This is a genomic window from Geodermatophilus sp. SYSU D00965, assembly GCF_054050075.1.
The window spans coordinates 80,842-99,168 of the sequence record NZ_JBJGYQ010000004.1 but is presented as its reverse complement, the minus strand read 5'-3'; the positions used below and the strand labels follow the sequence as shown (position 1 = coordinate 99,168).

Sequence of the window (18,327 nt, the reverse complement as noted above, 5' to 3'; positions counted from 1 at the left end):
GGCGCCTCCATGCGGGTGCTCGGCATCGACCCGGGCCTCACCCGGTGCGGGTGGGGCGTGGTCGACGGGCGTCCCGGCGCCCGCCCCACGGCGGTGGGGGTCGGCGTCGTCCGGACCGCCGCCGAGCTCGACCTGGAGCTGCGCCTGCTGGAGCTGCACACCGCGGTGACCGCGCTGCTGCGCGAGCACCGGCCCGACGTGGTGGCGATCGAGCGGGTGTTCACCCAGAACAACAAGGGCACCGCCACCGGCACCGCCCAGGCCGCCGGCGTCGCCGCGCTGGCCGCGGCGCAGGCCGACCGGCCGGTCGCCTGGCACACGCCGAGCGAGGTCAAGGCCGCCATCTCCGGCAGCGGCCGAGCCGACAAGGAGCAGGTCACCCTCATGGTCACCCGGGTGCTGGGGCTGTCGTCCCCGCCCAAGCCCGCCGACGCCGCCGACGCGCTGGCGCTGGCCGTCTGCCACGCCTGGCGGGGGCCCGCGCAGCAGCGGTTGCGGCACGCCGCGCTGGCCGGCGGCATCGGCGCCCCCGTGCGGTCGACGACCCTCCCGCGCTGGACGGGGGTGTCGCGGTGATCGCCAGCGTGTCGGGCCGGGTCGCGGCGGTGTCGCCGGACGGCGCCGTGGTCGAGGTCGGCGGCATCGGGCTGGCGGTGCAGTGCACCCCCGGCACGATCGCCCGGCTGCAGGTGGGGGAGAGCGCCCGGCTGTCGACCAGCCTGGTGGTCCGCGAGGACTCGCTGACCCTCTACGGCTTCGCCGACGACGACGAGCGGCAGCTGTTCGAGCTGCTGCAGACGGCCAACGGCGTGGGCCCGCGGCTGGCCCAGGCGGTGCTGGCCATCCACCCGCCGCGGGAGGTCCGCCGCGCGGTGTCGATGGCCGACGTCAAGGCGCTGATGCAGGTGCCGGGCATCGGCAAGAAGGGCGCCGAGCGGCTGATCCTGGAGCTGCGCGACCGGCTGGGGACGACCACCACCGACACCCAGCTCGACGGCGCGGGGGCCCCCGCGGGGCTGCCGTCGGTCACCCCCGTCGCCCCGTGGCGCGACCAGCTCGCCTCGGCCCTGGTGGGCCTGGGGTGGACCAGCAAGGAGGCCGACAGCGCCGTCGCCCAGCTCGCGCCGATCGCCGACGAGCAGGTCGCCGAGACGGGGTCGGTCGAGGTGGCGGTGCTGCTGCGGCAGGCGCTGCGGATGCTGGGTAGGCCGTGAGCACCCCCTTCGACAGCGGCCTGTCCGCGGAGCCGGCCGAGGGGTCCACCCGCGACTACTCGGTCTCGGCCCAGGCCGGTGACGAGGAGCGGGTCGTCGAGTCGGCCCTGCGGCCGCACTCGCTGGCGGACTTCATCGGCCAGCCCAAGGTCGCCCGCCAGCTGGAGCTGGTCCTGGAGGGCGCCAAGCGGCGCGGCCGGCCGCCGGACCACGTGCTGCTGTCCGGCCCGCCCGGGCTGGGCAAGACCAGCCTCGCGCTGATCATCGGCTCCGAGCTGGGCACCTCGGTGAAGATCACCAGCGGTCCGGCGATCGAGCGCTCCGGTGACCTCGCCGCGATGCTGTCCAACCTCGGCCCCGGCGACGTGCTGTTCATCGACGAGATCCACCGGATCGCCCGGCCGGCCGAGGAACTGCTGTACATGGCGATGGAGGACTTCCGGGTCGACGTCGTCGTCGGCAAGGGGCCCGGTGCGACCGCGATCCCGCTGGAGATCAACCCGTTCACGCTGGTCGGCGCCACCACCCGCGCCGGCCTGCTGACCGGCCCGCTGCGCGACCGGTTCGGCTTCGTCGGCCAGATGGAGTTCTACGAGCCGTCCGAGCTGCAGCGCGTGCTGGCCCGCAGCGCCTCCCTGCTCGGCGTCGAGCTCACCGAGGAGGGGTCGGCGGAGATCGCCGGCCGGTCCCGGGGGACGCCGCGCATCGCCAACCGCCTGCTGCGCCGGGTCCGCGACTACGCCGAGGTGCGGGCCGACGGCCGGGTCACCCGCGCGGTCGCCGAGGCGGCGCTGGCCCTCTACGACGTCGACCACCTGGGCCTCGACCGGCTCGACCGCGCCGTCCTGGAGGCCCTGGTGATGCGGTTCGGGGGCGGTCCGGTCGGGGTCGCCACGCTGGCGGTCGCCGTGGGGGAGGAGCCGCACACCGTCGAGGAGGTCTGCGAGCCGTTCCTGGTCCGCGCCGGCCTGCTGGCCCGCACGCCGCGGGGGCGGGTCGCCACCGAGGCCGCCTGGCAGCACCTGGGACAGCCCGTCCCGCGCGGCGGCATCCCCCTCGGGAGGGTCACCGTCGACCCACCGGTCCCCGGTTCGTCGTCAGAGACGCTGTTCGACGCCTAGACTGCGGAGCGCTGGCGCGCAACTCGTCCGGCCGCGGCCGCGCGCGTCCTGCCCGGTCGCTGCACGCGGATGACGCGGCGCGCCACAGCCGCCGTACCCGAGCGGTCCCGTCCCGGGCCGCACCCACCGCGGAACGCCGCGCGGTAGAGAGGCACATCTGTCGTGGAGCAGTACTTCCCGCTCGTCCTCCTGGCCCTGGCCTTCGTCCTGCTCATCGTGCTGCCCGCCCGGCAGCGCAAGCGGGCGCAGGCGCAGGCCCAGGCGATGCAGGAGTCGCTGACCCCGGGCACCCCGGTCATGACGACCGCCGGGCTGCACGGCACGGTCGCGCGCCTGGGCGAGGGCACCGTCGACCTCGAGATCGCCCCGGGGGTCGTGGTCACCTTCGCGCGGCAGGCCATCCTCGAGGTCCGCAAGCCCGCCGTGCCCGGCCCGACGGTCGACGGTCCCGCCGTCCCGGGGGACGACGCCAACGGCCCGGCCGACGGCGGTCCCGCCGACCGGGCGCACTGAGCAGGTAGTCCTCCGTGGCCCAGCGTCAGCTCCCCGCGCGCCGGTACTTCGGCGCGTTCGTGCTGATCATCGCCGTCCTCTACGGCCTGATCTTCCTCACCGGTGACACCCGCACCCCGCAGCTGGGGCTGGACCTGCGGGGCGGGACGACGGTCACCCTGTCCGCGCGCACCCCGGACGGGCAGGCGCCGGCCCCGGAGGACCTCGAGCTCGCCCGGCAGATCATCGAGCAGCGGGTCAACGGCCTGGGCGTGGCCGAGGCCGAGGTGGTCACCGAGGGCGACTCGAACATCGTCATCTCCGTCCCGGGGGACAACGGCGAGCAGGCGCGGGAGCTGGGCCAGACCGCGCAGCTGCGGTTCCGGCCGGTGCTCGCCGGACCGGAGCCGGCCACCCCGGCCGCCGAGGACAGCGCGGCGCCGACCGACGGGACGACGCCCAGCGACGCGGCCACGCCCACCGACGGCGCCACCCCGACCGACAGCACGGCACCCACCGACTCGGCCACGCCGACCGACGCCGCCACCCCGACCGACGCCGCGCCGTCGGACGGCGCGGTCGCCGACCCCTCCATCCCCGACCCGGACGCCCCGGCGGTGACCCAGGAGCAGGCGCAGGCCGAGTACGCCACCCTGACCTGCGACACCACCGACCCGGCGGCAGCGGTGGACCGGTCCGAGGACCACGTCGCGGCGTGCTCGGAGGACGGCCAGTTCAAGTACCTGCTCGGCCCGGCGATCCTCGAGGGCACCGACATCGTCGACGCCCAGGCCGGCACCCAGCAGGCCACCGGCGAGTGGATCGTCCTGCTGGACTTCAACTCCACCGGCCGCGAGACCTGGGCGACCTACACCGCCGCGAACATCGGCAAGAACGTCGCGTTCACCCTCGACGGCCGGGTGGTCTCCGCGCCCACCATCCAGGGGGCGATCAACGGGCAGACGACGATCACCGGGCAGTTCACGCAGCAGGAGGCCGAGCAGCTGGCCAACCAGCTGCGCTACGGCGCGCTGCCGCTGACCTTCACCCAGGCGACCGCGCAGTCGATCTCCACCGAGCTCGGCGAGGAGCAGCTGCAGGCCGGCCTGATCGCCGGCGCCATCGGCATCGCGCTGGTCTTCGTCTACGCGCTGGTCTACTACCGGCTGCTCGGCCTGGTGATGATCGCCAGCCTGCTGCTGTCGGCGGTGGTGGTCTACGCCGTCCTGGTGCTGCTCGGCCGGCAGATCGGGTTCACCCTCAGCCTCGCCGGCATCGCCGGGTTCATCGTGTCGATCGGAATCACCGCGGACTCGTTCGTCGTGTACTTCGAGCGGCTCAAGGACGAGATCCGCGAGGGCCGCACGCTGCGGTCGGCGGTGCCGCGGGCCTGGGTCCGCGCGCGGCGCACGATCCTCTCCGCCGACGCGGTCAGCTTCCTCGCCGCGGCGATCCTCTACGTGCTGGCGATCGGCGACGTGAAGGGCTTCGCGTTCACCCTCGGCATGTCGACGGTGCTCGACCTGGTCGTCGTCTTCCTCTTCACCCACCCGCTGATGGCGGTGCTGGCGCGCTTCCGGTCGTTCGGCAGCAGCCGGTTCTCCGGCCTCGGCCGCAGTCTCGACCGCCCGGGCCGGCCCGCCGGCCGCCGTCCCTCCGCCGGGCGCGAGCTCGTCGGCGCCGGCAGCGGGTCCGGCAGCACCGCGCAGGACAGGAGCGACTCATGAGCGGCCGCGACCCCCGTCACGAGGACGACGGGCTGCCCGTGGGCACCGCCGAGGACGAGAGCCGCGACGCCGGATCGGCCGCGGAGGACGCCGCGGCCGCGGCCGACGACACCGCGCTCGACGACGCCGGGCTGCCCCGCGAGGGCGACCGGGCCACGGTGCGGCCGCCGCACCGGGCCTCGCTGGCCCACCGGCTCTACAACGGCGAGGCCGGTCTCGACGTCGTCGGGCGCAGCCGGCTGATCTACAAGGTCACCGCCGTCGTCGTGCTGCTGTGCATCGCGGCCATCGTGTTCCGCGGCTTCAACTTCGGCATCGACTTCGCCGGCGGCAACAGCTTCCGCCTGCCGGGCACCGAGGCGCAGCTGGGCGAGGTGCGGGCCGCGGCCGAGGACGCCGGAGCCGACGTGGCCAGCGCCCAGGTGGTCGGCGGGGACACCGTGCTGCTGCGCACCGGCGCCCTGGACAACGACGCCGAGCGCGCCGTCGTCGACGCGGTCGCCGACGCGGCCGGCATCGACCCCGCGCAGGTCAGCCCCGAGGCGGTCAGCGCCGAGTGGGGCCGCGACATCACCGACCAGGCGCTGGTGGCCCTGGCGGTCTTCTTCGTCGCGGTGGTGCTGTTCCTCGCGGTGCGGTTCCAGCCGAAGATGGCCATCGGCGCCATGGCCGCGCTGGTCCACGACATCATCGTCACCGCCGGGGTCTACGCCCTGATCGGCTTCGAGGTGACCCCCTCGACGATCATCGGGTTCCTCACCATCCTCGGGTTCTCCCTCTACGACACCGTCGTGGTGTTCGACAAGGTCGACGAGAACACCCGGGACCTCACCAAGACCGCGCGCATGACCTGGGGCGAGGCGGCCAACCTCGCGGTCAACCAGACCCTGATGCGCTCGATCAACACCTCGGTCATCGCGCTGCTGCCCGTGGCCGGCCTGCTGTTCGTCGGCGCCGGCCTGCTGGGTGTCGGGACGCTCAAGGACCTCGCCCTGGTCCTCTTCGTCGGCCTGGCCGCGGGCACCTACTCCTCGATCTTCCTGGCCACGCCGATCGTGGCCGACCTCAAGGAGCGGGAGCCGGAGGTGCAGGCGCTGCGCAAGCGGGTGCTCGCCCGGCGTGCCTCCCAGGCGCGGCAGGGCGGGTCCGGCGCGACCGCCGGCCGGGGCCCGGTGGCCACCGCCCGCCGGGCCGCCGGCACCACCCGCCGCAGCGGCGGGGTGGCCGTCGCCGAGCGGGAGGCCGACCTCGGGCCGGCCGCGGCCGACGTCGTGGTCGAGTCGCCGGAGTCGGTGCGCCCCGACGCCCCGCGCACCGGGGGGACGACGGCGCCGCGGCCGGGAGCCCGGCCGCAGCGGCCGGGCCGTCCCTCCAGCGGGAAGAAGCGCCGGTGACCGCGGAGCCGGCCGCGGAACTGCCGCTCGACGAGGTGATCGCCGGGCTGACCGTCGACGTCCCCGACCACCCGGAACCGGGCGTGCTCTTCCGGGACCTCACGCCGGTCTTCGCCGACGGCTCCGCGTTCCGCCGGGTGATCGACGGCCTGGCCGGCCCGGCACTGGCCGACCCGCGGGCCGCCGCGCTGGGGGCCGGCGGTACCGACCCGGGCTTCGACGTCGTCGTCGGGGTGGAGGCGCGCGGGTTCCTGCTCGCCGCGGCGGTCGCCCTGGACGCCGGGGTCGGGGTGGTCCCGGTGCGCAAGGCCGGCAAGCTGCCCCGGGAGCGGGTGGCCGCCGAGTACGCCCTCGAGTACGGCACCGCCACGCTCGAGATGCACACCGACTCGGTCCGCCCGGGTCAGCGGGTGCTCGTCGTCGACGACGTCCTCGCCACCGGGGGCACGCTCGAGGCGGCGATCGCGCTGGTGGAGCGGCTCGGCGGGGTCGTGGCCGCCGTGTCGGTGGTCGTCGAGCTCTCGGCGCTGGGTGGCCGCCAGCGGCTGGCGCCGCACACCGTCCACGCCCTCTGGACGACCTGAGGGATGGCGCCCGGCTCGCCGTGCGTTACCGGAGTGTCGTCCGACTAGCATGAGGAGGGTCGTTCCTCCTCCGGCCTGCAGGAGTCGCCATGGGCCCCGACGCCGCCACCAACGTGGCTGCTGCACGGGCTGACGCCCCGGCGCTCCCCGCCGGCACGGGAGCGGCCGCCCCGCCGGGAGCAGCCGCCCCGCCGGGCGGGGGAGACCGCCCGCCCCTGCCGAGCCGTCCGGTCGTCCGCCGTCCCGACGACGTCGTCGCCGAGCCGCCCGGCGAGCGGGAGCCGGCGGGTGTGCCGCGGCGGCGGGTCCGCGACCGGCTGGCCCGCCGGATCGTCGCCGGGCAGCGCAGCGGCCTGGTCCGGCCGGTGCTCGAGCCGCTCGCCGCGCTGCACCGGCAGAGCCACCCCAAGGCCGACCTGGGGCTGCTGCAGCGCGCCTACGACGTGGCCGAGACCGCGCACGCCTCGCAGAAGCGCAAGAGCGGCGACCCGTACATCACCCACCCGCTGGCCGTGGCGACCATCCTGGCCGGGCTGGGCATGGACACCACGACGCTGGTGGCCGCGCTGCTGCACGACACGGTGGAGGACACCGGCCAGACCCTGGAGTCGATCACCGAGGCGTTCGGCCCCGAGGTCGCGCACCTGGTGGACGGCGTCACGAAGATCGACCGCGTCAAGCTGGGTGACGCGGCGCAGGCGGAGACGATCCGCAAGATGATCGTCGCGATGGCCCGCGACCCCCGGGTGCTGGTCATCAAGCTCGCCGACCGGCTGCACAACATGCGCACTCTGCGCTTCCTCCCGCCGGAGAAGCAGGAGAAGAAGGCGCGCGAGACGCTGGAGATCCTCGCGCCGCTGGCCCACCGGCTCGGCATGAACACGATCAAGTGGGAGCTCGAGGACCTCGCGTTCGCCACGCTGTACCCGAAGCGGTACGACGAGATCGTCCGCCTGGTCGCCGAGCGGGCGCCGTCGCGGGACACCTACCTGGCCGAGGTCACCTCGACGGTCCAGGAGCAGCTGAAGGCGGCCAAGATCGAGGCCGTCGTCACCGGCCGGCCCAAGCACTACTACTCGATCTACCAGAAGATGATCGTGCGCGGCCGCGACTTCACCGACATCTGGGACCTCGTCGGGATCCGGATCCTGGTCGAGTCGGTGCGCGACTGCTACGCGGCGCTGGGCATCATGCACGCCCACTGGCAGCCGGTGCCCGGCCGCTTCAAGGACTTCGTCGCGATGCCGAAGTTCAACATGTACCAGTCGCTGCACACCACGGTGATCGGCCCGCAGGGCAAGCCGGTGGAGCTGCAGATCCGCACGCACGACATGCACCGCACCGCCGAGTACGGCATCGCCGCGCACTGGAAGTACAAGGAGAAGGCCAAGGTCGGCGGCAAGCCCGACGCCGGGGGCTTCGGCGCGGCCAAGGCCGGCTCGCCGGACGACATGCTGTGGTTGCGCCAGCTGCTGGACTGGCAGCGCGAGGCGCAGGAGCCCGGCGAGTTCCTGGAGACGCTGCGCTACGACCTCGGTCCGCAGGAGGTCTTCGTCTTCACGCCCAAGGGCGACGTGCTCAGCCTGCCCGGCGACTCGACCCCGGTCGACTTCGCCTACGCCGTGCACACCGAGGTGGGGCACCGCTGCATCGGCGCCCGGGTCAACGGGGCCCTGGTGTCGTTGGACAGCAAGCTGACCAACGGCGACGTCGTGGAGATCTTCACGTCCAAGTCGCCGACGGCGGGCCCGTCGAAGGACTGGCTGGCGTTCGTCGGCTCCTCGCGGGCGCGCACGAAGATCCGCCAGTGGTTCACCAAGGAGCGCCGCGAGGACGCCGTCGAGGCCGGCAAGGAGGCGCTGACCCGCGCGATGCGCAAGGCCGGGCTGCCGCTGCAGCGGCTGCTCGGCGGCGACGCGCTGTCGACCCTGGCCAAGGACCTCCGCCACGCCGACGTCACGGCGCTGTACGCGGCGGTGGGGGAGAACCAGATCTCGGCCTCGTCCGTCGTGGACAAGCTGCTCACGGCCCTCGGTGGCGCCGAGGGCGCGGTCGAGGACATCGCCGAGACCACCATCCCCATGCGGCGGCCGGCGCACCGGCGTCCGGCGGGCGGGGACCCGGGCATCGTCGTCCACGGGATGACCGACGTGTGGGCCAAGCTCGCCAAGTGCTGCACGCCGGTGCCGGGGGACGACGTCCTCGGCTTCGTGACCCGCGGTGGCGGGGTGAGCGTCCACCGGCGCGACTGCACCAACGCCGCCGACCTCGAGCGCAAGCCCGAGCGCCTGGTGGAGGTGGAGTGGGCCAGCCAGCCCGGCTCGGTCTTCCTGGTCGCCATCCAGGTGGAGGCGCTCGACCGGCACCGGCTGCTCTCCGACGTCACCAAGGCGCTGGCCGACGAGCGGGTCAACATCCTGTCCGCCTCGGTGCAGACCAGCCGGGACCGCGTCGCGATCAGCCGGTTCACCTTCGAGCTCGCCGACCCGGCGCACCTGGGCGCGGTGCTGCAGACGGTGCGCAACGTGGACGGCGTCTTCGACGTGGAGCGCGTCACCGCCTGAGAAAGGACCCCCTGCCCCCGCCGCCCTCAGGCTCGCGGCGGGGCCCTGCAGGGGGCCATCGCGGAGTCAGGCCGATGAGCACCGCCCGGCGGCAGCGGCCCCTCAAGCAGTCCGCGGGGTGGCCAGGAAGGCGGGGTTCTCGCAGGGGGCGCCGGGTTCCGGGGTGTTCTCGGGGTTGCCGGTCAGCAGCCGGGTGAACTCGACCAGCCGCGGGTCGTCGACGTCGTCGAGCCGCAGCGCGTGGTTCCACGCCTGCAGCGCGACGGCGGTGCCCAGTCCCGGGTACGGCGACATCATCAGGCCGTAGGTGCCCCGCACCGCGGTCGCCAGGGCCGTGACGTCGTCCGCGGCCAGCAGGGCGGGGTCGTAGGTGATCCAGACCGCGCCGTGCTCGAGGGAGTGGACGGCGTTCTCCGGCCGGATCGCCACGTCGTAGACGCTGCCGGTGCAGTCGGCCCACACCGGGTCGTGCGGGCCGCCGACCGGCGGGCTCTGGGCGTAGTCGACCTCCGCAGCGGTGTGCTGCCCCGCCGCGTACTGCGCCACCCGGGTGTTCTCCAGGGTGACCGACGGGGCCGCCGGCTCCGGCGCACTCGGGGCATCCGTGGTGCAGCCGCCGAGGACCGCGGTGGCCAGGACGGCGAGCGACCGGGTGCCGCGCCGCATCAGGCGACGGACATCGACGCGACGGTGACCGGCACCGTCGGGGCGCCGCCGCCGGGGCTGGGGTCCATCGAGCCGTCGTTGCCGTTGGCCGCGACCGTGTCGAGCACCGCCAGCCCGGCCTCGTCGACCGAGCCGACGACCGTGTAGTCCGGGGCCAGCTGGCTGTCGCCCCAGACCAGGAAGAACTGGCTGCCGTCGAAGCCCTGGCCGCTGTTGGCCATCGCGATCGTGCCGCGGGGGTAGGTCTCGTCGCCGGTGACCTGGGTGGGGAAGGTGTAGGTGGGGCCGCCGGCGCCGGTCCCGGTCGGGTCGCCGCACTGGAGCACCTGCAGGCCGGCGCTGTCGACCTCCCGGTGGCAGGGGGAGTCGTCGAAGAAGCCGCTCTCGGCCAGGTGGACCAGGCTGGCTGCCGCGCACGGGGTGCGCTCCTGGTCGAGGGTGAGGGTGAGGTCGCCGAGGTTGGTCGACATCACCAGGTCGGTGGTCCCCGTGGCCGGCACCTCGTCGTCCGGCGGCTCGACCTCGATGAGGTAGGGGTTGCCGGAGGGGGTGTCCGACCACGCGCAGGTGGTCAGCGCGCCCGACGGCGCCGACCCGCCGGCGGCCGACCCGCCGTCCTCGCCCGAGGGCTCGACCTCCCCGGTGGCGCTGCCGGAGCAGGCCGCCAGGGTCAGGGCCGCACCCGCCAGGCCGGCCAGCGCCCGCAGCCTCACGCAGCGACCGTCAGGGACTCGATGCGGACCTCCTGCGTCGGCGCGCCGTCACCCGGGCCGTTGGCGCCGTCGTTGCCGTTGGCGGCGATGGTGTCGAGGACGCCGAGGCCGGCCTCGTCGATGGTCCCGAGCACGGTGTAGCTCGGCGGGAGCTGGCTGTCGCCGAAGACGAGGAAGAACTGGCTGCCGTCGAAGCCCTGGCCGCTGTTGGCCATGGCCACCGTTCCGCGCGGGTAGGTCTCGTCGCCGGTGACCTGGGTGGGGAACTCGTAGGCCGGGCCGCCGCGGCCGGTGCCGCTGGGGTCGCCGCACTGCAGCACCTTGAGGCCCTCGCCGTCGGTCTCGCGGTGGCAGATCGTCCCGTCGAAGTAGCCCTGCTGCGCCAGGAAGGTCATGCTCGCGACCCCGCAGGGGGCGTTGGCGTTGTCGAGGGTCAGCCCGATGGCGCCGAAGTTCGTGGTGATGGTGACCGGGGTGGTGCCGGTCGGGTTCACCTCGGTGGGCGGCGTGCCGGAGTCGGCCTTCAGGTCGGGGTTGTTCGCGGTGTCGGCCGGGGTCCAGTCGCACGTCCCGTCGCTGCCGTCGACGGCGGCCGGGGTGGTCGGTGCGGCGCTGGTCGGGGTCGCGGCGGCGTCGTCGGTGTCGTCGCCGCCGACGCCGGTGATCAGCCAGACGGCCCCGATGACGACCAGCACCGCCACCGCGGTGACCCCGATGAGCAGGTTGCGACGGCGCTTGCGGGCGAGCTCGGCGCGGCGCTCGAGTTGGCGCTGCAGGCGCCGCTGCGCGGCCTGCCGCCGCTGCTTGTTGCTCGGCACGGGTGGTACTCCTCGAAGGGACGGGTGCTGCGGCGGGGCGCGGCGGTCGCTCCGGAGCGCGCCCGCTCACCGCTGGTCGATCCGCGAGTCTAGGCGGCGAACCTGCTCCTTCCCTGACAGCCGGGAAGCCGGGAGCGCCGACGGGGCCCCGCGTAACCTGCACGGGTGCTCATCCGCTCGTTCCCGGCCGGCGCGTTCGGCACGAACTGCTACGCGGTCGCCTCCGGTCCGCGGCAGGAGTGCGTGGTCGTCGACCCCGGGATGGACGCCGTCGAGCCGCTGGCGCGGGTGCTGGCCGAGGACGGCCTCAAGCCGGTCGCGGTCGTGCTCACCCACGGCCACCTCGACCACACCTTCTCGGTGCTGCCGGTCTGCGACGGCTACGACATCCCCGCCTACCTGCACCCCGCCGACTCCGGCATGCTCGCCGACCCGGTGCGGTGGCACGGTCCCCAGCTGGCCCCGCTGATCACCGGCGTGCGGCTGCCCGACCCGTCGGACGTGCTCTCCCTCGACGACGGCGCCGTCCTGTCGCTGGCGGGGGTGGAGCTGACGGTGCGGCACGCCCCCGGCCACACGCAGGGCTCGGTGGTCTTCTCCCTCGACCTCGGCGAGGCGCCCGGCCTGCTGGCCGGCGACGTGCTGTTCGCCGGGTCGGTGGGCCGGGTGGACCTGCCGGGCGGGTCGTGGGAGGCGATGCTGCGCTCGCTGCGCGACGTCGTCCTGCCGCTGGACGACGAGACCGTCGTGCTGCCCGGGCACGGGCCGGCGACGACGATCGGGCGCGAGCGCGCCACCAACCCGTACCTGGCCGAGGCCGCCGTCGGCGCGGGCCCGGCCCCCAGGGGAAGAGGACTGTGAGCGACCAGATCCTGCGGGCGCCGAAGGGCACCTTCGACACCCTGCCGCCGGAGTCGGCGCGCTTCCTGGCCGTCCGCGACGCGCTCACCGCGCCGCTGCGGCTGGCCGGGTACGGCTACGTCGAGACGCCGGTGTTCGAGGAGACCGCCGTCTTCTCCCGCGGGGTGGGTGAGTCCACCGACGTCGTCACCAAGGAGATGTACACCTTCGACGACCGCGGCGGCCGCTCGCTGACCCTGCGCCCCGAGCTCACCGCCGGGCTGATGCGGGCCTTCATCGAGCACCGCCTGCACACCGGCGCCCTGCCGGTGAAGCTGTGGACCGTCGGGTCGGCGTTCCGGTACGAGCGCCCGCAGGCCGGCCGGTACCGGCACTTCACCCAGGTCGACATGGAGGCCCTCGGGGTCGACGACCCGGCACTGGACGCCGAGGTGGTGGCCCTCGGCGTGCAGGGCTTCCGCGACCTGGGGCTCACCGACTTCGAGCTGCTGCTCACCTCGCTGGGCGACGCGACCTGCCGCCCGCAGTACCGGGAGAAGCTGGTCGCCTACCTGGACGAGCTCGACCTCGACGAGGAGACCCGCCGCCGCGCGGAGATCAACCCGCTGCGGGTGCTCGACGACAAGCGGCCCGAGGTGCAGGCGCAGCTCGACGACGCCCCGCTGATGGTCGACCACCTCTCGGACTCGACCAAGGCCCACTACGACGCCGTCCGCCAGCACCTGACCGACCTCGGCGTGACCTGGACCGAGGCGCCGAAGCTGGTCCGCGGGCTGGACTACTACACCAAGACGACGTTCGAGTTCGTGCACAACGGGCTGGGCGCCCAGTCGGCGATCGGCGGCGGCGGGCGCTACGACGGGCTGTCGGCGGCGCTGGGCGGCCCGGACCTGTCCGGCATCGGCTACGCCGTGGGGGTGGACCGCACGCTGCTGGCGGTGCAGGCCGAGGGGCTCGACATCGGCGTCGCCCCGGGCGTGCAGGCGTTCGTGGTGCCGCTGGGCGCCCAGGCCAAGCGGCTGGCGGTGGAGCTGGTCGGGCAGCTGCGCCGGGCGGGCGTCTCGGCCGACACCGTGTACGGCGACCGCGGGCTCAAGGGAGCGATGAAGGCCGCCGACCGCTCGGGCGCCTCGCACGTCGTCGTCATCGGCGAGCGCGACCTGGCCGAGGGCGTCGGCCAGCTCAAGGACCTGCGCACCGGCGAGCAGCGGGCCGTCCCGGTGGGCGAGCTGTTCGAGACGGTGCGTGCGACGGTGGGGGAGTGACCTCGACTGTGAGAACGACGCCCGAGCGACCATCGCAGGGAGCGCCAGCGACCGAGGAGCGGAACGAGGGCGGAGTCGAACGATGAGCACCATGGAGCAGCGGCCGCTCGGGCGGACGGGGGCCGACGTCAGCGTCGTCGGCCTGGGCACCTGGCAGCTGGGCGGTGACTGGGGGGACGTCGACGACGACACGGCCGCCGAGGTCCTGGACGCCGCCCTCGACGCGGGCGTCACCCTGCTCGACACCGCCGACGTCTACGGCGACGGGCGCTCGGAGCAGCGCATCCGGGCGGCCCTGGCGGCGTGCTCGGAGCGGCCGTTCGTCGCCACCAAGGCCGGCCGGCGCGCCGACCCGTTCGAGGCGGCGCAGTACACCCCGGAGAACCTGCGCGCCTGGATCGACCGGTCCCGCCGCAACCTCGGCGTCGAGACCCTCGACCTGGTGCAGCTGCACTGCCCGCCGACCGCGGTCTACAGCGACCAGCGGGTGTACGACACCCTCGACGCGCTGGTCGAGGAGCAGGCGATCGCCGCGTACGGCGTCTCGGTGGAGACCGTCGCGGAGGGGCTGACCGCCCTGGAGCACCCGGGCGTGCAGTCGATCCAGGTGATCCTCAACGTCTTCCGGCGCAAGCCGCTGGAGGAGCTGCTGCCGGCCGCGGCCAAGGCGCAGGTCGGCGTCCTGGCCCGGGTGCCGCTGGCCAGCGGTCTGCTCAGCGGCCGCTACACCGAGTCGACGACCTTCGCGCCCGACGACCACCGCAGCTTCAACCGGCACGGCGAGGCCTTCGACGTCGGCGAGACCTTCGCGGGGGTCCCCTACGAGGTCGGCGTCCAGGCCGCCCGGGAGTTCGTCGAGATCTGCGGCGACCGGGTGCCCAGCGCCGTGGCGCTGCGCTGGGTGATCCAGCAGCCCGGCGTCACCTCGGTCATCCCCGGCGCCCGCAACGTCGGGCAGGCCCGCGGCAACGCGGAGGCGGCCGAGCTGCCCCCGCTGACAGACTCCGACCTCGCCGACCTCGAGCGGCTCTACGACGCGCGCATCCGTGCGCACGTGCACGACCGCTGGTGACCCCGTCCCGAAAGGCTCCCCTCTAGTGCTCCGCTCCCACGACGCCGGCACGCTGCGCGCGTCGGACGCCGGTTCCACCGTCACCCTCGCCGGCTGGGTGGCCCGCCGCCGCGACCACGGCGGCGTGGTCTTCGTCGACCTGCGCGACGCCTCCGGGTACGTCCAGGTCGTCGTCCGCGAGGAGGAGGCGCACGCGCTCCGCAACGAGTTCTGCGTGCTGGTCACCGGCGAGGTGCGCCGGCGGCCGGAGGGCAACGAGAACCCGGAGCTGCCGACCGGCGAGATCGAGGTGGCCGCCGCCGAGCTGCGCGTGCTGTCCCCGGCCGCGCCGCTGCCGTTCCCGATCGAGACCGACCAGGCCGCCAGCGACGACGTGCGCTACCGGTACCGCTACCTCGACCTGCGCCGGCAGGGCCCGGCCCGGACGCTGCGGCTGCGCAGCGAGATCAACCGGGTGGCCCGCGGCGTCATGGCGCAGCACGGCTTCGTCGAGGTCGAGACGCCGAACCTGACCCGCTCCACGCCCGAGGGCGCCCGCGACTTCGTCGTCCCCGTCCGGCTGCAGCCGGGCAAGTGGTACGCGCTGCCGCAGTCCCCGCAGCTGTTCAAGCAGCTGCTGATGATCGGCGGGCTGGAGCGCTACTACCAGATCGCCCGCTGCTTCCGGGACGAGGACTTCCGCGCCGACCGGCAGCCGGAGTTCACCCAGCTGGACTTCGAGATGAGCTTCGTCGAGCGCGACGACGTCCTGGCCGTGGTCGAGGACGTCGTCCGGGCGCTGTGGCGGGAGCTGGCCGGCTACGAGGTGCCGGAGATCCCGCGGATGAGCTACCGCGAGGCGATGGACCGGTTCGGGTCGGACAAGCCCGACCTGCGGTTCGGCCTCGAGCTGACCGAGCTGACCGGGTACTTCGCCGACACGCCGTTCCGGGTCTTCCAGGCGCCCTACGTCGGCGCCCTGGTCATGCCCGGCGGCGGGTCGCAGCCGCGGCGGGCGTTCGACGCCTGGCAGGACTGGGCGAAGTCCCGCGGCGCGCGCGGGCTGGCCTACGTGACCATCGCCGAGGACGGCACGCTCGGCGGGCCGGTCGCCAAGAACATCTCCGACAGCGAGCGCGAGGGCCTGGTCGCCGCCGTGGGTGCGAAGCCCGGCGACTGCGTGTTCTTCGCCGCCGGCCAGCGGCGTCCCTCGCAGGAGCTGCTGGGAGCGGCGCGCAACGAGATCGCCCGCCGGCTGGGGCTGATCGAGCCGGGCTCGTGGTCGTTCCTGTTCGTCGTCGACTTCCCGATGTTCGAGGAGACCGAGGACGGCGACTGGACGTTCATGCACCACCCGTTCACCTCGCCCACCCCGGAGTGGCGGGAGCGGTTCGCCGAGGACAGGGGCGGCGCCCTGTCCGACGCCTACGACCTGGTGGTCAACGGCAACGAGCTGGCCAGCGGCTCGGTCCGCATCTCCGACCCCGAGCTGCAGGAGCGGGTGTTCGAGACGCTCGGCATGTCGCGGGAGGAGGCCCGGGAGCGGTTCGGCTTCTTCCTGGAGGCCTTCGCCTACGGCCCGCCGCCGCACGCCGGCGCCGCCCTGGGCTGGGATCGGCTGACCGCGCTGCTGGCCGGGGTGGACTCCATCCGCGAGGTCATCGCCTTCCCGAAGACCGGTGCCGGGTTCGACCCGCTCACCGGCGCGCCGACGCCGATCACCGAGGCCCAGCGCAAGGAGGCGGGCATCGACGCGAAGCCGGAGGAGCCGGCGCTGCCGGCCGAGCCCGGGGCCCCCGGGCCGACCTCGACACACGTGATGATCCGCCCTTAGCGAGCCCCGTCACAGGCCGCCGGTAGGTTGCGGGCATGCCGTTGCGTGCCCGCACCCTGCTCGGACCCGGTCCCTCCAACCCCTACCCGGAGGCGACCGTCGCCCTCGCCCAGCCGCTGCTGGGGCACCTGGACCCGGTCTTCCTCGGGATCCTCGACGAGACCTCCGACCGGCTCCGCCGGGTGTTCGGCACGACCAACCGGCGCACGCTGCCGCTGTCGGCGACCGGCTCGGCGGGCATGGAGGCGGCCTTCGTCAACACCGTGGGCCCCGGTGACGTCGTCGTCGTCGCGGTCAACGGCCTGTTCGGCGAGCGGATGGTGGACGTCGCCTCGCGCTGCGGCGCCGAGGTCGTCCGGGTCGACCACGACTGGGGGCAGCCGGTCGACGCCGACCGCGTGCTCTCCGCCCACCCGTCGCCGAAGCTGATCGCCGCGGTCCACGCCGAGACCTCGACCGGTGTGCTCTCCGACCTCGAGCCGCTGGCCGCGGGCAAGGGCGACGCCCTGCTCCTGGCCGACTGCGTGACCTCGCTGGGCGGCATCCCGGTGCGGCTGGACGACTGGGGCGTGGACCTGGCCTACTCCGGCTCGCAGAAGTGCCTGGGCGTGGCACCCGGCCTCGCGCCGTTCACCATCAACGACCGGGCCTGGGAGCGGCGGGTCGAGCAGCCGCGCAGCTGGTACCTCGACCTGGGCATGCTCGGCGGCTACGCCGGCGAGGCCGCGGGCTCCGGCGGGCGCACCTACCACCACACCGCGCCCACCGGGATGGTCGTGTCGCTGCACGCCGGCCTGGGCCGGATCCTCGACGAGGGCCTGGAGGCCGTGCACGCCCGGCACGCGGAGGCCGGGCGGCTGCTGCACGAGGGGCTGCAGGCCATGGGCCTGGAGTTGTTCGCCGCCGGGGGCTCCCGGCTGCCGGAGCTGACCACCGTGCGGGTGCCCGACGGCGTGGACTCCGCGTCGGTCCGCAAGGAACTGCTGGAGCGCTACGACCTGGAGATCGGCGGCGGCGTCGGCGCGTACGCGGCCACCGTGTGGCGGATCGGGCTGATGGGCGCCAACGCCCGTCCCGACACCGTCGCGCTGGTGCTGGCCGCGCTGCGCGAGGTCCTCGGCCGCTGAGGTGATCGCCCCCTCGCCGGCGCCGGTCCGGACGGCGCGCCGGCTGCCGGCGTGGGGGCTGGTGCCCGTCGCCGCGCTGGCCTGGTGGGTCGTCGGGTACCTGCCCTGGCTGCTGGACGGCGTCGGTCGGGGGGCGCCCCTGGCCCTGCCGCTGCGGGCCTCGCTGCTCACCGCGCTGGTGCTCGGCGCCGCCGCGGGGGGCGTGCTGGCCGGGCTGACCGGCCTGCTGGTGCGGCCGGGGTCCCGGGGCCGGGTGCTGCTGGCCACCGGCTGCGGAACGGCGCTGGCCGCGGTCGTGTGCCTGGCCCAGTCGGTCGCCGCGGCCGGCCGCGGATCGGGGTTCGACGCCGACCGGTGGGTGCTCACCGCTCTCTGCGCGGTGGTCGTGGCGGGAAGCGTGCTGGCGTGGGGGATCGGCTCGCTGGCCGTGCTCGGCGGGGTGGGCCTGGGGGTGGCGCTCGGGCTGGTCGCCGGCGTCCTGCCGGGCTGGCTGAGCTCGGTCGTCCTGGCCGTCCTGCCCCTGACAGCGCTGGGCGCGGTGGGGACCGCCGCCGTCTGGCTGCAGGCCGCCGTGCTCGCCGCGGCGCTGGTCGTCGTCGGCGTCCGACCGCCGGCCCGGCTCGCGGTGTGGCCGGCCGTCCTGCTGGTGACCTGGTTCGTCGGCCCGGCGCTGACCGCGGTGACCTACCTGGAGCCGTACCTCCGGCCGGGAGCGGGGCTGCCCCGCGGGCTCGGCGACGCCCTCGCCGGCGCGGTCCAGGTGTTCTGGCTCGCGGCGTCCCCGCAGGGCCGGCCGCTGCTGCCGTGGGTGGTGGCCGTCGTGGGCGCGGTGTTCGTCGCCACCCTGCTGGCCGGCCGCCGTGCCGCGGCACCGCTGGCCGGCTGAGCCGTCCGCG

17 protein-coding genes are annotated in these 18,327 nt (G+C 74.7%); 14 read left to right on the top strand and 3 right to left on the bottom strand.

Translation table 11 applies throughout. The features are described 5' to 3' along the window. Positions 1-9: 9 nt before the first annotated feature. From ruvC to ACI789_RS04965, 8 genes are all read left to right on the top strand, one after another. Complete coding sequence (gene ruvC / locus ACI789_RS05000) at positions 10-576, top strand: crossover junction endodeoxyribonuclease RuvC (RefSeq protein WP_456911258.1); 567 nt, start codon at positions 10-12, stop codon at positions 574-576. Further along, complete coding sequence (ruvA, locus tag ACI789_RS04995; RefSeq protein ID WP_457006998.1) at positions 573-1,214, top strand: Holliday junction branch migration protein RuvA; 642 nt, start codon at positions 573-575, stop codon at positions 1,212-1,214. The genes ruvC and ruvA overlap by 4 nt, the downstream gene beginning before the upstream one ends. After that, positions 1,211-2,335, top strand: a complete 1,125-nt coding sequence (ruvB, locus tag ACI789_RS04990) for a Holliday junction branch migration DNA helicase RuvB (RefSeq protein ID WP_457006997.1) — start codon at positions 1,211-1,213, stop codon at positions 2,333-2,335. The genes ruvA and ruvB overlap by 4 nt, the downstream gene beginning before the upstream one ends. 162 nt (positions 2,336-2,497) lie before the next feature. Further along, positions 2,498-2,848 carry a preprotein translocase subunit YajC gene (yajC, locus tag ACI789_RS04985; protein WP_457006996.1) on the top strand — a complete coding sequence of 117 codons (351 nt, stop codon included), beginning with the start codon at positions 2,498-2,500 and terminating at the stop codon, positions 2,846-2,848. 14 nt (positions 2,849-2,862) lie between these two features. Next, positions 2,863-4,554 carry a protein translocase subunit SecD gene (gene secD / locus ACI789_RS04980; protein ID WP_457006995.1) on the top strand — a complete coding sequence of 564 codons (1,692 nt, stop codon included), beginning with the start codon at positions 2,863-2,865 and terminating at the stop codon, positions 4,552-4,554. Further along, a complete protein-coding gene (gene secF, locus ACI789_RS04975; RefSeq protein ID WP_457006994.1) occupies positions 4,551-5,948 on the top strand; it encodes a protein translocase subunit SecF in 1,398 nt (465 codons plus the stop codon). Before secD ends, secF begins: the two co-directional genes overlap by 4 nt. Next, positions 5,945-6,532, top strand: a complete 588-nt coding sequence (locus ACI789_RS04970; protein ID WP_457006993.1) for an adenine phosphoribosyltransferase — start codon at positions 5,945-5,947, stop codon at positions 6,530-6,532. Before secF ends, ACI789_RS04970 begins: the two co-directional genes overlap by 4 nt. 89 nt (positions 6,533-6,621) lie before the next feature. Beyond that, entirely contained in the window at positions 6,622-9,096 is a 2,475-nt protein-coding gene (locus ACI789_RS04965) for a RelA/SpoT family protein (RefSeq protein WP_457006992.1), read from the top strand. A gap of 102 nt (positions 9,097-9,198) precedes the next feature. Here ACI789_RS04965 and ACI789_RS04960 read toward each other — a convergent pair whose 3' ends face one another. Genes ACI789_RS04960 through ACI789_RS04950 form a run of 3 tightly spaced genes read right to left on the bottom strand, consistent with a single transcriptional unit; the run spans position 9,199 to position 11,293 of the window. Further along, positions 9,199-9,762: a DUF3105 domain-containing protein gene (locus ACI789_RS04960; RefSeq protein WP_457006991.1), complete on the bottom strand. Its 564-nt coding sequence runs from the start codon at positions 9,760-9,762 to the stop codon at positions 9,199-9,201. Then, on the bottom strand, positions 9,762-10,475 hold the full coding sequence (locus ACI789_RS04955) for a peptidylprolyl isomerase (protein ID WP_457006990.1): 714 nt from the start codon (positions 10,473-10,475) through the stop codon (positions 9,762-9,764). Before ACI789_RS04955 ends, ACI789_RS04960 begins: the two co-directional genes overlap by 1 nt. Next, a complete protein-coding gene (locus ACI789_RS04950) occupies positions 10,472-11,293 on the bottom strand; it encodes a peptidylprolyl isomerase (RefSeq protein ID WP_457006989.1) in 822 nt (273 codons plus the stop codon). Before ACI789_RS04950 ends, ACI789_RS04955 begins: the two co-directional genes overlap by 4 nt. Positions 11,294-11,458: 165 nt before the next feature. On the opposite strand from ACI789_RS04950, the gene ACI789_RS04945 reads away from it, so the two are divergent. The 6 genes from ACI789_RS04945 to ACI789_RS04920 all read left to right on the top strand — a co-directional run bounded on the left by ACI789_RS04945 (position 11,459) and on the right by ACI789_RS04920 (position 18,317). Continuing rightward, positions 11,459-12,154 carry an MBL fold metallo-hydrolase gene (locus tag ACI789_RS04945; protein ID WP_457006988.1) on the top strand — a complete coding sequence of 232 codons (696 nt, stop codon included), beginning with the start codon at positions 11,459-11,461 and terminating at the stop codon, positions 12,152-12,154. Then, complete coding sequence (hisS, locus tag ACI789_RS04940; protein WP_457006987.1) at positions 12,151-13,419, top strand: histidine--tRNA ligase; 1,269 nt, start codon at positions 12,151-12,153, stop codon at positions 13,417-13,419. The genes ACI789_RS04945 and hisS overlap by 4 nt, the downstream gene beginning before the upstream one ends. 82 nt (positions 13,420-13,501) lie before the next feature. After that, positions 13,502-14,491, top strand: coding sequence for an aldo/keto reductase (locus ACI789_RS04935; RefSeq protein ID WP_457006986.1), 990 nt, complete (start codon positions 13,502-13,504; stop codon positions 14,489-14,491). A gap of 25 nt (positions 14,492-14,516) precedes the next feature. Further along, positions 14,517-16,304: an aspartate--tRNA ligase gene (aspS, locus tag ACI789_RS04930; RefSeq protein WP_457006985.1), complete on the top strand. Its 1,788-nt coding sequence runs from the start codon at positions 14,517-14,519 to the stop codon at positions 16,302-16,304. Positions 16,305-16,339: 35 nt separating this feature from the next. Then, entirely contained in the window at positions 16,340-17,431 is a 1,092-nt protein-coding gene (locus ACI789_RS04925) for a pyridoxal-phosphate-dependent aminotransferase family protein (RefSeq protein WP_457006984.1), read from the top strand. Between the two features lies 1 nt (position 17,432). Continuing rightward, on the top strand, positions 17,433-18,317 hold the full coding sequence (locus tag ACI789_RS04920; RefSeq protein WP_457006983.1) for a hypothetical protein: 885 nt from the start codon (positions 17,433-17,435) through the stop codon (positions 18,315-18,317). Positions 18,318-18,327 lie beyond the last annotated feature (10 nt).

Excerpts from the sequence above, each read along its gene's own strand:
- ruvC (WP_456911258.1), top strand. The coding sequence starts at position 10 with ATGCGGGTGCTCGGCATCGACCCGGGCCTCACCCGGTGCGGGTGGGGC.
- secF (WP_457006994.1), top strand. The coding sequence starts at position 4,551 with ATGAGCGGCCGCGACCCCCGTCACGAGGACGACGGGCTGCCCGTGGGC.
- ACI789_RS04965 (WP_457006992.1), top strand. The coding sequence starts at position 6,622 with ATGGGCCCCGACGCCGCCACCAACGTGGCTGCTGCACGGGCTGACGCC.
- ACI789_RS04960 (WP_457006991.1), bottom strand. The coding sequence starts at position 9,762 with ATGCGGCGCGGCACCCGGTCGCTCGCCGTCCTGGCCACCGCGGTCCTC.
- ACI789_RS04935 (WP_457006986.1), top strand. The coding sequence starts at position 13,502 with ATGAGCACCATGGAGCAGCGGCCGCTCGGGCGGACGGGGGCCGACGTC.
- ACI789_RS04925 (WP_457006984.1), top strand. The coding sequence starts at position 16,340 with ATGCCGTTGCGTGCCCGCACCCTGCTCGGACCCGGTCCCTCCAACCCC.